Annotated in this window: 14 protein-coding genes; 2 read left to right on the top strand and 12 right to left on the bottom strand. The window is 40.0% G+C overall.

All coding sequences use genetic code 11. The features are described from left to right. Nucleotides 1-37: 37 nt before the first annotated feature. The 3 genes from ACIROD_RS19935 to ssb form a co-directional block, all read right to left on the bottom strand. Complete coding sequence (locus tag ACIROD_RS19935; RefSeq protein ID WP_402943378.1) at nucleotides 38-1,006, bottom strand: ABC transporter ATP-binding protein; 969 nt, start codon at nucleotides 1,004-1,006, stop codon at nucleotides 38-40. Then, a complete protein-coding gene (locus ACIROD_RS19930; RefSeq protein WP_402943375.1) occupies nucleotides 987-1,991 on the bottom strand; it encodes an ABC transporter ATP-binding protein in 1,005 nt (334 codons plus the stop codon). The genes ACIROD_RS19935 and ACIROD_RS19930 overlap by 20 nt, the downstream gene beginning before the upstream one ends. Before the next feature lie 463 nt (nucleotides 1,992-2,454). Then, complete coding sequence (ssb, locus tag ACIROD_RS19925) at nucleotides 2,455-2,817, bottom strand: single-stranded DNA-binding protein (RefSeq protein WP_101223809.1); 363 nt, start codon at nucleotides 2,815-2,817, stop codon at nucleotides 2,455-2,457. Nucleotides 2,818-3,177: 360 nt separating this feature from the next. Between ssb and ACIROD_RS19920 the strand changes: the two genes are divergently transcribed. Beyond that, on the top strand, nucleotides 3,178-3,612 hold the full coding sequence (locus tag ACIROD_RS19920) for a YwpF family protein (protein WP_101223810.1): 435 nt from the start codon (nucleotides 3,178-3,180) through the stop codon (nucleotides 3,610-3,612). Nucleotides 3,613-3,725: 113 nt separating this feature from the next. On the opposite strand, the gene ACIROD_RS19915 is transcribed toward ACIROD_RS19920, so the two are convergent. From ACIROD_RS19915 to spoIIQ, 8 genes are all read right to left on the bottom strand, one after another. Beyond that, a complete protein-coding gene (locus tag ACIROD_RS19915) occupies nucleotides 3,726-4,019 on the bottom strand; it encodes a hypothetical protein (RefSeq protein ID WP_402943370.1) in 294 nt (97 codons plus the stop codon). Between the two features lie 289 nt (nucleotides 4,020-4,308). Continuing rightward, nucleotides 4,309-4,737, bottom strand: a complete 429-nt coding sequence (gene fabZ, locus ACIROD_RS19910; RefSeq protein ID WP_230176123.1) for a 3-hydroxyacyl-ACP dehydratase FabZ — start codon at nucleotides 4,735-4,737, stop codon at nucleotides 4,309-4,311. Nucleotides 4,738-4,866: 129 nt separating this feature from the next. Further along, nucleotides 4,867-5,121 (bottom strand): DNA-directed RNA polymerase subunit beta, encoded by a 255-nt coding sequence (locus tag ACIROD_RS19905; protein ID WP_101223813.1) that lies wholly within the window; start codon nucleotides 5,119-5,121, stop codon nucleotides 4,867-4,869. 163 nt (nucleotides 5,122-5,284) lie between these two features. Beyond that, complete coding sequence (locus ACIROD_RS19900) at nucleotides 5,285-6,127, bottom strand: flagellar hook-basal body protein (protein WP_402943366.1); 843 nt, start codon at nucleotides 6,125-6,127, stop codon at nucleotides 5,285-5,287. 53 nt (nucleotides 6,128-6,180) lie between these two features. Beyond that, nucleotides 6,181-7,020 carry a flagellar hook-basal body protein gene (locus ACIROD_RS19895; protein WP_402943363.1) on the bottom strand — a complete coding sequence of 280 codons (840 nt, stop codon included), beginning with the start codon at nucleotides 7,018-7,020 and terminating at the stop codon, nucleotides 6,181-6,183. A 278-nt stretch (nucleotides 7,021-7,298) separates the two neighbouring features. Further along, nucleotides 7,299-8,300: a rod shape-determining protein gene (gene mreB / locus ACIROD_RS19890; RefSeq protein ID WP_101223816.1), complete on the bottom strand. Its 1,002-nt coding sequence runs from the start codon at nucleotides 8,298-8,300 to the stop codon at nucleotides 7,299-7,301. Nucleotides 8,301-8,607: 307 nt separating this feature from the next. Beyond that, entirely contained in the window at nucleotides 8,608-8,880 is a 273-nt protein-coding gene (gene spoIIID / locus ACIROD_RS19885) for a sporulation transcriptional regulator SpoIIID (RefSeq protein ID WP_034315767.1), read from the bottom strand. A gap of 435 nt (nucleotides 8,881-9,315) precedes the next feature. Beyond that, nucleotides 9,316-10,254: a stage II sporulation protein SpoIIQ gene (gene spoIIQ, locus ACIROD_RS19880; RefSeq protein WP_402943360.1), complete on the bottom strand. Its 939-nt coding sequence runs from the start codon at nucleotides 10,252-10,254 to the stop codon at nucleotides 9,316-9,318. A gap of 152 nt (nucleotides 10,255-10,406) precedes the next feature. Between spoIIQ and ACIROD_RS19875 the strand changes: the two genes are divergently transcribed. Next, on the top strand, nucleotides 10,407-10,832 hold the full coding sequence (locus ACIROD_RS19875) for a VanZ family protein (protein ID WP_101223818.1): 426 nt from the start codon (nucleotides 10,407-10,409) through the stop codon (nucleotides 10,830-10,832). Between the two features lie 19 nt (nucleotides 10,833-10,851). Here the strand turns inward: ACIROD_RS19875 and spoIID are convergent, their stop codons facing one another. Further along, nucleotides 10,852-11,889: a stage II sporulation protein D gene (gene spoIID, locus ACIROD_RS19870; RefSeq protein ID WP_230176120.1), complete on the bottom strand. Its 1,038-nt coding sequence runs from the start codon at nucleotides 11,887-11,889 to the stop codon at nucleotides 10,852-10,854. Nucleotides 11,890-11,895: the final 6 nt, after the last annotated feature.

Here is an 11,895-nt window from a genome sequence, read left to right as displayed (position 1 = left end):
TCCCCCTTATTATTTGCGAATTTATGTATACGTCGTGTCAATTGTATAAATGACAAGCAACGTAGTGACCAGGTTTATGTTCATTCAAAATTGGCTTGTCCGTTTTGCATTCTTCCATCGCCTTCGGACATCTCGTATGGAATGGACAGCCGCCGGGCGGGTTTGATGGGCTTGGAACATCTCCCTGCAGGATTACCCTATCCCCCTTGTATTCCACATCCGGGATCGGCACCGCTGATAATAAAGCCTGCGTATATGGGTGAAGCGGATCTTCATAAAGTCCTTCACTTTCCGTCAATTCAACTATATGTCCAAGATACATGACGCCGACACGGTCGGAGATATGCCTTACCACCCCAAGATCATGGGCAATGAACAAGTAGGTCAAATCAAAATCTTCCTGCAAATCCTGCAACAGATTCAAGACCTGGGCCTGAATCGACACATCCAGTGCAGATACCGGCTCATCTGCAATGATCAGTTTAGGGTTGACTGCAAGTGCCCTCGCGATGCCAATACGCTGCCGCTGGCCCCCGCTGAATTGATGAGGATACCTTTTAGCATGGTAACTGCTTAAGCCAACAACCCTAAGAAGTTCCTGTACACGGGATTTTCGTGCCTTTTTATCTTTAACCCCATGAACGATGAGCGGTTCTTCCAATATTTTTTCAATTGTATGCCTGGGATTGAGGGAAGCGAATGGGTCCTGAAAGACCATCTGCATTTCACGGCGCATCTTTCTCATTTCACCGGCAGATAAAGCCGTCAGGTCCTTTCCTTCAAAATAAACATTACCCTCACTTGGCTCAAGCAATCGAAGCAATAATCTTCCCGTCGTCGACTTTCCGCAACCGCTTTCACCGACAAGGCCTAAAGTTTCCCCTTTATAAATGGAAAAAGACAAACCATCAACTGCCTTGACCTCTCCAATGGTCTTTCCCAGAACCCCTCCTTTAATCGGAAAATGCTTCTTTAGGTTTTCTACCTTAACCAATGTTTGACTCATGCAAGGCAGCTCCTTTCCCATCTTCATACAGCCAGCAGCGAACATGCTGACCCTCATCGAATTTCAATAGAGACGGGGTCTCATTTATACATTGCTCCATGGCATGTGAGCATCGAGGGGCAAACTGGCACCCGAGGTTGCTTGTCCCAGGTTTTGGCACATTACCAGGTATTGAGTAAAGGCGCTCTTTCTTTATTCGCATATCCGGAATCGATTGTAGTAAACCGACCGTATAAGGGTGCTTAGGATTTTGGAAAATCGTTTGCACATTTCCTTCCTCTATTACCTTGCCGGCATACATGACAATGACACGTTCACACATTTGCGCAACTACCCCAAGATCATGGGTAATCATCATGATTGCCGTGTCTGTTTCTTTATTTAAATTCTTCATTAATTCTAGAATTTGTGCCTGGATCGTCACATCCAAAGCCGTTGTCGGTTCATCGGCTATTAGGAGTTTCGGCTCACAGATCATGGCCATTGCTATCATGACCCTTTGTCTCATTCCGCCTGAAAGCTGATGAGGATATTCATCGAGCAATTCCTCGGCACGGCCAAGCCCAACCAGCTTCAACATTTCCACCGCTCTTTGGCGGGCCTGTTTTTTGTTCCATTTTTTATGTATCCGAAGCGTCTCAACCAACTGCTCGCCAATAGTGAACACGGGATTCAAGCTTGTCATCGGTTCCTGAAATATCATCGCTATATCATTCCCGCGAATTTTTCTCATTTTCGCTTCAGGGGCATTTGCGATGTTCTCTCCTTTAAAAAGGATTTCTCCCTCCACCTTACCAGCCGGTGAAGAAACGAGACCCATGATGGACAGAGAAGTAACGCTTTTTCCGCACCCCGATTCCCCCACTATCCCTAAAACCTCACCAGGATTGACATGAAAATCGATTGAATTCACGACAGGGATCACCCCATCGTCCGTACGAAAACTGGTTTGCAGCCCATTCACCTTAATAATTGGTTCGTCCATCAAATCACTTCCTATATATAACTTTTTTTCCAATTATATTATTGGGTTTATTATTGCATCAAAATTAAAATATTACAATATATTTTCTAAAAATTCTAATTTAACAGAATTATTTTTTATTTTTTCCTATTTACGCACTTTTTGGCACAAAAAAATGACTGCAAATTTACAGTCATTACAAGAGGGGAAACAGATAAATCGATTTTATTGAGGGTAAATCGGGGTTTCCAGCCGAGGAAGAGGCTATATTAGCTTAGGGGGAATGAATTGATGAAAATGAATTTTATAAATAGTGTTGAAATTCTGTACAGTTATTTTTCATTATGGTCATATAAATACTTTTTTTGTTCCCTATGTTTTAAGCATAAAATTGATCGTTCCTATTATTGACGGAATATATCACTAATGTTTTTTTCCACTACTGCATAACAATCTTGCTTCTGTCCTGTCGTCATGCCCAAAACTATAAACCAATATGTTCAAATTCCTTAGGCTTAACATCATTTTGTTTAGAGCCAATGAATTGAACCCTCTCGGCGACCACTTCAGTTACATATACATATTTACCCTCCTGATTTTCATATCTCCTTGTTTGTATTCTGCCAGTTATGCCGATTATGGCACCTTTTTTACAATATTGAGCAGTATTTTCAGCAGACTTTTTCCATATGATACACTGCACAAAGTCGGCCTCATAGTTACCGACAGTATTACGAAAGTTCCGGTTGACTGCTAAAGTGATATTGGAAACAGCCTTGCCATCAGGTGTGTGTCTTAATTCGGGATCCTTCGTAAGCCTGCCGACGAGGGTAACTTGGTTAATCATTTTTTCACTCCTTCCTCTTTAATATGCTTTTATCATACTCTTTCTTCCATCGATTAAAAAATGAAGGAAATAGCCTTAATACACCATTTTTCTTCATAAAAAACCGTTTGAAATGATGCAAAACCATTTTTTATTGATTAAAATTAGGTGAAAAACGAATAGTTAACAAAATTAAATATTTTGCAAATTTTTATTCTATCCTTCATAATTTAGACAAATGTTGGGTATTCATTTCATTAAGGAACTTTTTTTTAGTATGATATAATTACCTTTAAAAGGATTTATCGATATGTACTATTTCAAAATTTACGTTTAAGAGAGGTAATTACCGCTCTTTCTTGCAAGAAACGGAGGAATTAGATGAAATCATTTAAATTGATCTCGTTGCAAATTGTAACTGAAAATTTTAACTTGATTGATATTGTATTAACAGATGGATTGATTATAAATAAAGAAAACGACGCTAGATCGTGGTTACTGGAAGCCTTTGTAGATGAAAATCATTTCAAAGAGCTTGAACCTTCACTTCCCGATATAAACGGAGAGGTGTATATCCAGGCCGTCATTACCAACAAGGATAATGAACCGGCTTTGTTTCACACTGTACTACGCACAATAAGAAAAGTCGGCAGCCATTATAGCCTTCTATTCGTTGGTCACATCCAAAAAACACGGAGCAAATATGCAGAACTTCTTCTTGAAGATTTGGTTCAAAAAGGGCTCGTCGGCGATGAATTAATAAATGAGTTCAAGCAAAAAATCCGCTCAAAGCCTAAATTAGCAACCAATAAATAAAAACCTTCCTTTAATTCCCATCCCCTAACGAATGCATATAAAAAGACTGACTTAGCTGAAGAAGGATATTAATCCTCTTCTTACCTAAGCCAGTCTTTGTCATTCCGTGCTAATTACTTATTGTTGTCGCCTTTTTTCTCAGCGTCTTCAATCAAGTCATCGGCATCATTATCGACGTTATTATCGTCGTTTTCAAGGATGTCATCATCGTTATTGTTGTCATTATCAAGCATGCCATCATCGTTATCGTTGTTGTTATCATCTGTACCGTTGTTATCATCTTCAATGATGTTGTTATCATCTTCTGGAGCGGGATTGTTGTTGTCATCATTATCCGTTCCACATCCAGCAAGGAACATAATAGATAATAAAGATCCCCCAATTAGTGCAAAAATTTTCTTCATCATTTTTGGCAACCTCCCTTCTTTCTTTATCATTAGTTATTTTGCCCGAATGTGAAAATAACTTGCGTCCTATTTTAAATTTAAAAAGAAAATCCTCTAATTTGAATTTAATCATTAAAAAATGCCGGACATAAAAATGTCCGGCATTCAAAGGGAGATAGATAGTTCTTAAAACCGCGCTTGCTTTAAAAAAGCATGCGGCGCTATTTATATACACCGCTTCACGATTCCTTAAACCATTTTTGAAATATATAGTTAAAATACCCCATTTCCCTTTCGCGTAAAATGAATCCTATTTGTCACCAAAAGCAAACATGATATCGGCTTCACATGCTGTTTCTCCATCTACCGTTGCCACTGCTTTCCCTTTACCCATTGAACCTCTCATACGCACTATTTCCACTTCCAGACGCAGCTGATCACCTGGTTTTACTTGCTTTTTAAAGCGGCAATTATCTATCCCAGCGAAAAATGCAAGCCGCCCTTTGTATTCTTCCTGTTTTAAAACGGCTACAGCGCCAACTTGCGCTAATGCCTCTACAATCAAAACTCCAGGCATAACTGGATAATCGGGGAAATGGCCATTAAAGAATTCTTCATTTGCTGTGACATTCTTCAATCCTACCGCTCTTTTCCCTTCATCTATTTCAATGATCCGGTCGACTAATAAGAATGGGTAACGATGCGGAATAATTTCCTTTATTTGTGTGATATCAAGCATACTTTTTCCTCCTATGACTTAAATATTTCAAACATAACGTAAACTCGCCCCTGTCATGAAGACAGAGGCGTAGTTGCCATGTAATATAAATCCGCTAACGACAGCAACTACTTCATAAAAAACATGGAACTACGCGCCCTTGTTCACTATATCAATAATATGGGTCCATGTGGATTTTTGGAAAACATCCATTGCATGTCCTCCACCAATCACACTGTATCCTAATAGTGCCCCGGATAATACAGCAATGAAAATCAATCCGATAACAATGAGTAAACGAAGCCAAATCGGTAAAAGACGGACCTTGACTCTACGATTCGGTTTCGCCTCAACTTCCTTTATCTCTTCTTCAATTTGTTGTCTCATTACACGATTTTGTTCCATATAGAATGTGAAAGCTCCTTTTAAGAAAACTCGCCGACTGATTTTCACTATCAGAAATTCAGCAGCTATGCAAAATGATCGGCACGATGATTTCCTTTGTTATGAATTCATTATAACCGATTTGCTCTAATTCCGCAGGGAGACATTTTATTTACCAGATACCTTAACGGATTCCATTGACTAATCCGCTCATTTGATCAGCCATCGTTACCGCTCGGGATTGAAATTGGTAAGACCGCTGAACATTGATTAGATCCGTCATTTCTTTGGAAAGATCGACATTCGAGGACTCCAGAGTGCCTTGTTGAACTGCTGCCTGGTTACGGGAATCCCCTGTTAGTGCAGTCATGATATCGTCTTCAGTACCACCCAAGGCATTGAAGTTTTCGGGCATACCAAGTAAATTTCCGCCTAAGCGGTCAAGAAATTGGGGGTTTTTTACCGAGACGATCCCGAGACCAAAACTACGTTTTCCATATTCTTCCGTATCCACTATCAATAAACCAGTTTCCGAAATCTTAATGTCTTTAATATTTCCCTCAATGAGGATCGGTTCACCATTTTCATCAAGGACTTTATGTCCTGCAGAGGTAACGAGCAACATTTGGTCGTTACCATTAGGAGATAAATAAAAGGCACCATCCCTTGTTAGCCTTGTATTGATCCCATTTTCACCCTGAACGCTTACTGTGAAGAATTGGTCCTCACGGGTGAATGCAGCATCAAGGTTGCGATCCGTCGTCTTTAAGGGTCCCTGTGAAAGCACCAATTGAGATTGGCTTATCATGGCACCTGTTCCCTGCCGGATGCCAGGTGTGGTCAACCTTCCTTTTTCCTTGGTCTCACTCGGTTGATTATTGAAACTCTGTGTCAATAAGTCATTGAAGCTCGTTTGGCTCTTTTTGTAGGCAGTCGTGTCCACATTCGCGATATTATTACTTATATGATCGATTTTACTTTGAAGTTGGTTCAGCGTATTCGTCGCCGTCATCATCGTCCGATTCATGGTTTTTCCCCTTACATGTTCAAATTTCCAAAATCATTTTTTCTACTGTTCAATTAAAGCCTGCCAACCTCATTGACTGCTTTATCCAAACTTTTATCATAGGCTTGAAGAACCTTCTGATTCGCTTCAAAAGAGCGGTATGCCGACATCATTTCTGTCATCGTTCTCGATTGGTCAACATTGGAGCCTTCAAGAAAGCCTTGCTTAGTAGAAAAACCGACATCTGCAGCCACGTATGCGCTAGGTAAATCCCCATCATTCACAGCCTTAAATAGGCCTTCCCCATCCTTCATGAGCTGTAATGACGGATCATTCGAATAACCGATGCCCATACGTGCGGTCTGAACATTTCCTTCTAAAATAACACCGTTTTCCGCTACTGTGAACTGATCGCTATCAAGCTTGATCTTTTCATTATTTTCATTCAATACATAATGACCCGAAGGCGTGGTCATATAACCTTGCCCATCCAGGGTGAAACTGCCGTTACGCGTATAACGGATAGCACCATCCCTATCCTGGACAGTAAAAAACACCGATCCTTGCCGACCCGTTTCTTCATTGATCGGCAGATTTTCATCAACTAAGGAAATATCCGTATTAAGCTGAGTTTCCTCCAATGTACCCTGGGTAAATAAAGGATTCGCCTCCTGTACGTAAACACCCGTACTGAGCCCTCCAACCTGGGATAAGTTAGTCATGTTCAATTTGTTCTCAGTAGGAACCGTTTTACCACCTATGTTGCTTATGAGCATTTCCGGAAAAGACCTTACGCTCATTTGATCCGCTTTATACCCTGTTGTATTCGCATTGGACATATTGTTTGTGAGCAATTCTGTGCGCCTTTGCTGTGTAAGCATCCCGGAAGCAGCCGTATAAAAACCTCTTAACATCTTCTTCACTCCTCAATCTACATAACTTATTCCGTTCGATTTCTCATATCTATCTTATCGGACATGAACATCAGTATGTTAAGGAAAAGGAAAAGCATTAGGCAGAAGAATTTGTCTATATCGTAGGCAAGGTCAAATTTAAAGGAATGGTGTTAAATTTTCGACTAAAAGAAGAGGGCCTATTGCTCATCAGTACTAGAACTGCACGACTTTCACTATGCCTCACGTTTGTCTGAACCTTAGACCCCTATCTTATGATGCAGATTTCCATCCGCTTTTTAGTTGAATTTGTGCCGTGGCAATTTATCCATATTATCAAGCATGATACCGGTTCCGATTGCTACACAATCCATTGGCTGCTCGGCAACGAGTACTGGGACCTTAAGCTCTTCGGCAAGAAGTAAATCAATCCCATGAAGCAATGCTCCCCCGCCTGTTAAAATGACGCCTCGGTCGATGATATCAGCAGAAAGTTCTGGCGGCGTCCGCTCAAGTACGCTTTTTGCAGCTTGTACAATGATGGAAACCTGCTCGCGGAGAGCCTCCTCAATTTCTTCTGAATTGACCGAAATGGTTCTAGGCAATCCCGATACCATATCGCGCCCACGGATATCGATGACTTCATTACGAGATCCAGGGAAGACGGTCGCAACCTGGATTTTAATGTTTTCCGCTGTACGTTCACCAATGAGGAGCTTATACTTCCGTTTGACATAATTTAATATTTCATTATCGAATTTGTCACCGGCCATTTTGATAGAAGAAGATGTAACGATATCCCCCATTGAAAGAACGGCAATATCCGTTGTACCTCCGCCAATGTCCACGACCATATTGCCGCTTGGTTGAAAAATATCCATGCCGGCACCGATTGCAGCCACTTTTGGTTCTTCTTCAAGGAATACTTTCTTTCCACCGCTTTTTTCGGCAGCTTCTTTAATCGCCTTTTGTTCGACACTTGTTATGTTGGTCGGGCAGCAGATTAAAATTCTAGGCTTTGAAAGGAAGCCTTTCACATTCAATGTATTGATAAAATGCTTAAGCATCGATTCTGTTACATCAAAATCCGCAATGACACCGTCTTTTAAAGGTCGGATTGCGATGATGTTTCCTGGAGTACGGCCTACCATTTTACGAGCTTCTTCACCGACGGCAAGAACACGGTTCGTATTCTTATCAATCGCAACTACCGAAGGCTCATTTAACACAATTCCTTTACCTTTGACATGTATAAGAACATTGGCTGTTCCAAGGTCTATCCCAATATCTCTAGCAAACATTTCTTAAATCCTCCTTGAATATCCTCACATATAACCTACTTCTGTCCTAATTGTTTATTTTACCATATTGCATTGACACAAGTAAGTATGAATTATAAATAAACACTAATATAGACTATTATTTCCTAATTTGCCAATATGTAAAAAAATCCGGTGCCTTATGTACTACATTTCCTTATTTCCCCATAAAAAAATCCCGGCATGGAACCGCAACAAGGTTGAGAAAAGAGCTGACACTCACTTTCATGTCCCCTCATTCATTACCCGATTGCCCGATTCACTTCCAATTGCCGGAATGATTCAAGTATCATTTAACGATTTCTTCTTCTCTTTCAGAACGTTTATATTTTAATTTTGTCGCTTCTCCGCCTCTAAGGTGACGAATGGATTTATGATAATCCAATATATCCTTCACTTCGTTAGCCAAATCAGGATTAATTTCTGGCAGCCTCTCAGTTAAGTCTTTATGCACTGTGCTTTTAGAGACCCCGAACTCTTTTGCAATGACGCGGACTGTTTTTCTAGTTTCCACGATATACTTTCCTATCTTGATAGTTCTTTCTTTGATGTAATCGTGCACACCACTCGACCTCCCCAAATTGGATGTGAGAAGTGTGAAATGAGATTCGTATTTTTCGAATCGAATACCGCTGCCCTATAAACAATGAAAGATAGAATTATTCACCTATTAGATAATTTGTAATAAACGATTCCTCACCTCAAACACTCTCTTTGCATGGTTTATAACATCTTATTAGCTTGGTTAAGAATATATGCCTAATGGGACAGGAGGTTTGGATTTATTTATGATTTTCATCTGTTTCTTTTCCTTAAGAGCAAATTATTTCCCGAGAAATTTGTCAGAAATTCAAAGGTTTCAGCATATTGTCCAATATTTCCTCGAAAGAAAAAAAGGAAGCCGTTCAAAGTGAACGGCTTCCTTTTACCAAATTTTCAGTTGTTGTCATTCGTAACGTTCTAGGTTTTTGTTTTGATTTTATTAAAAATCTTAATTTTAATTAGATTGATTTAACGAATCTTTTAAGGAATCGCTTTCTTCAGTTGTATCTTCACCAGGGACAGAGCCTTCCTCATCAGTGCCATTCTCTAAATCAGTGCCCTCTTCAGATTCGTCAACTGCAGGAGTTTCTTCTGTGCCAGTTTCAGACTCTTCGACTGCAGGCGTTTCTTCTTTATCAGCTTCAGATCCTTCGACTGCAGGTGTTTCTTCTTTATTACCTGAATTTTTAAGTTCACTGCCCTCGGCTTCAGTTGCCGATTGAATCGCAGAAGCTTGTTTATCAACAAAATCAAGTGGGTTTAACGCAATGTTATCTTTTCTGATTTCGAAGTGGACATGTACGCCAGCCTCTTCATTGATTTGGCTTTTTCCAGCTGTAGCAATTGCTTGTCCTTGTTTCACTTTGTCACCGACTGCAACCTTAATGTCTTTAACAGATTGATAACGGGTAACGACACCATCTTCATGCTCAACTTCAACTAAATTTCCAAGCAACGCATCGTCTTGAACTTTCGTTACATTTCCACTTAAGGAAGCTTTTACATCGAAAGACTTTCCATCTTCCATTGCAATGTCTATACCTTTATTTTGCTCATATCTATTGTTGTAGAAAACCAATGCTTCTTCTTGTGCCTTTTCATCCGCATTCACATCATAAAACTGTTTCTTGATAACCGTTTTATCTGCATTGGCTACAGGCATCTTGATTGTCTCAAGATTACTATTAACCTCTACAGAAGGCTCACCATAGTTTTTTCCTGTTTCAGCTGATTCCTCATTGCCATCTTTAGCTGAATCATTAAAACTATTTTGTAATAAGAAGGCCGCGGCTAAGATTATGGCTGCACTTGCGATATAGATTGCTGATAATGCCCAACGTTGTTTTAGTATACGTCGGATTGTGGAAGTTGGTTTCTTTTCTTCCTCTCTCATATTAATCACCTCAGCAATCATTCTGAACATTTTGCCAAGATTATATACATTCAGGAAAAAATTTTTTTAGATTTATTTTGTGGAAATGAAACCGATTTTATTCGCAGAATGGTAAAATGTTTGATATCTTACTGTTGAAGGATGTTTAAATCATGAAAAAAGCTTTTAAACTTGTGTTAACGTTATTGCCTTTCCTATATATGATTGCCATTTGGATAATGTCGAGCAACCCCGATGATATGATTCTTGATCTTCCCTCATCCTCAATTGACCGATTTATCAAAGAGGCACTTCATCTGGTCGAATTTGCCCTTTTGTATATATTATTAGTTTCGGCCCTTGCCGCAAACCAAAAAATGAAAGCAGGTTTAAGCCTGTTGGCTGCCCTTGTAGCTTGCCTTTACGGTGTTATTGATGAATACCACCAATCTTTCGTCCCATACCGCTCCTCTACCTTAATAGATGTCATTAAGGATATCATTGGAGTGGCTGCAGTCTATTTTCATGTCCAATATCATTATTTCAAGCGTAAACGGGGCTTTTTGACGATTATAGAAAAATTAAACGAAAAAAAATGAGAGATGGGATCCCCATCTCTCATTTTTTTGCCGTCATCGTATTCAGCCACTTACTTGAAGACTGAACTTTGACGCCTTTATAATAATATTTAACGATGTCTTCATAGGTTTTTCCTTCCCTGGCCATGCCATTAGCACCGTACTGGCTCATTCCAACTCCGTGTCCGGACCCTTTTGTCGTGATGACAATCTGGTTGCCTTGACGCTCCCAGTCAAAATCGGATGATGTCAGCCCGAGCTTCTCACGAATCTGTTTTCCTGTCATTTTCTTTCCTCCGATTTCCACTACACCTACGCGATTACCCGATGTTCTTTCAATGACAGTCCCTATAGATGTTCCCGAAGAAAGACTTACACCCAGCTTTTTTTCAAAATCTGCAGTATCAACAACAACTTTATTATAAAATTTTGGTGATTCTTCTTTATCCCATGGACTGGATACACTTTTTAAATAGGGAAATTCAGCTTGCCAATAGTCCTCTGAATTCTCCGTATAGCCATTGCTGGTCGAAAAAAAAGTGGCAGTAATCGGTTTTCCTTCATAGGTTAAGATTTGACCGGCCGTTTCCTTTATAGCCTTGTTGATTTTTTGCATCTTCGATTTATAATCAGAGCCCCACTGTTTTTTCAGCTCATCATTATTCTTATAAACTTGGTGCATGACCGTATCGCTTACATCGGCACCTTCAGGCAAGCCTAATCGACTTTCGCTTATGAGCTGATTGACAATGTAGGTTCTCGCTGTCAATGCTTGTGCCTTCAGCGCTTCTTCTTCAAAATCTGCTGGCATTTCAGCTGCAACCACACCAGTCAAGTACGATTCAATCGGCAGTTTTTCAATCTTTTTTGCAGATGTGCGGTAAACGGCAACTTCTACGGAACTCATTTCATTTGCAGCTACCTCTTTACCCTCATTCTTCACTTTCTTTTCCAACTCTTCGGTCAATTGCCCACTTGTCTTTTCATTTGAAAATGGAAGCACAAGCACTGCTGGAATCATGATAATTACGAATGCTACTGCTATGAATAGTACGATCATCGGTTTGATTGCTTTCAAATTCCT

This window comes from Peribacillus sp. NPDC101481, from assembly GCF_044767165.1.
Classification (GTDB): Bacteria; Bacillota; Bacilli; order Bacillales; family DSM-1321; genus Peribacillus.
The sequence above is the reverse complement of the archived record's forward strand: the minus strand, read 5'-3'. Positions and strand labels throughout refer to the sequence as shown.

Excerpts from the sequence above, each read along its gene's own strand:
- ACIROD_RS19935 (WP_402943378.1), bottom strand. The coding sequence starts at position 1,006 with ATGAGTCAAACATTGGTTAAGGTAGAAAACCTAAAGAAGCATTTTCCG.
- ACIROD_RS19930 (WP_402943375.1), bottom strand. The coding sequence starts at position 1,991 with ATGGACGAACCAATTATTAAGGTGAATGGGCTGCAAACCAGTTTTCGT.
- ssb (WP_101223809.1), bottom strand. The coding sequence starts at position 2,817 with ATGATTAACCAAGTTACCCTCGTCGGCAGGCTTACGAAGGATCCCGAA.
- ACIROD_RS19920 (WP_101223810.1), top strand. The coding sequence starts at position 3,178 with ATGAAATCATTTAAATTGATCTCGTTGCAAATTGTAACTGAAAATTTT.
- ACIROD_RS19915 (WP_402943370.1), bottom strand. The coding sequence starts at position 4,019 with ATGATGAAGAAAATTTTTGCACTAATTGGGGGATCTTTATTATCTATT.
- fabZ (WP_230176123.1), bottom strand. The coding sequence starts at position 4,737 with ATGCTTGATATCACACAAATAAAGGAAATTATTCCGCATCGTTACCCA.
- ACIROD_RS19905 (WP_101223813.1), bottom strand. The coding sequence starts at position 5,121 with ATGGAACAAAATCGTGTAATGAGACAACAAATTGAAGAAGAGATAAAG.
- ACIROD_RS19900 (WP_402943366.1), bottom strand. The coding sequence starts at position 6,127 with ATGAATCGGACGATGATGACGGCGACGAATACGCTGAACCAACTTCAA.
- ACIROD_RS19895 (WP_402943363.1), bottom strand. The coding sequence starts at position 7,020 with ATGTTAAGAGGTTTTTATACGGCTGCTTCCGGGATGCTTACACAGCAA.
- mreB (WP_101223816.1), bottom strand. The coding sequence starts at position 8,300 with ATGTTTGCTAGAGATATTGGGATAGACCTTGGAACAGCCAATGTTCTT.
- spoIIQ (WP_402943360.1), bottom strand. The coding sequence starts at position 10,254 with ATGAGAGAGGAAGAAAAGAAACCAACTTCCACAATCCGACGTATACTA.
- ACIROD_RS19875 (WP_101223818.1), top strand. The coding sequence starts at position 10,407 with ATGAAAAAAGCTTTTAAACTTGTGTTAACGTTATTGCCTTTCCTATAT.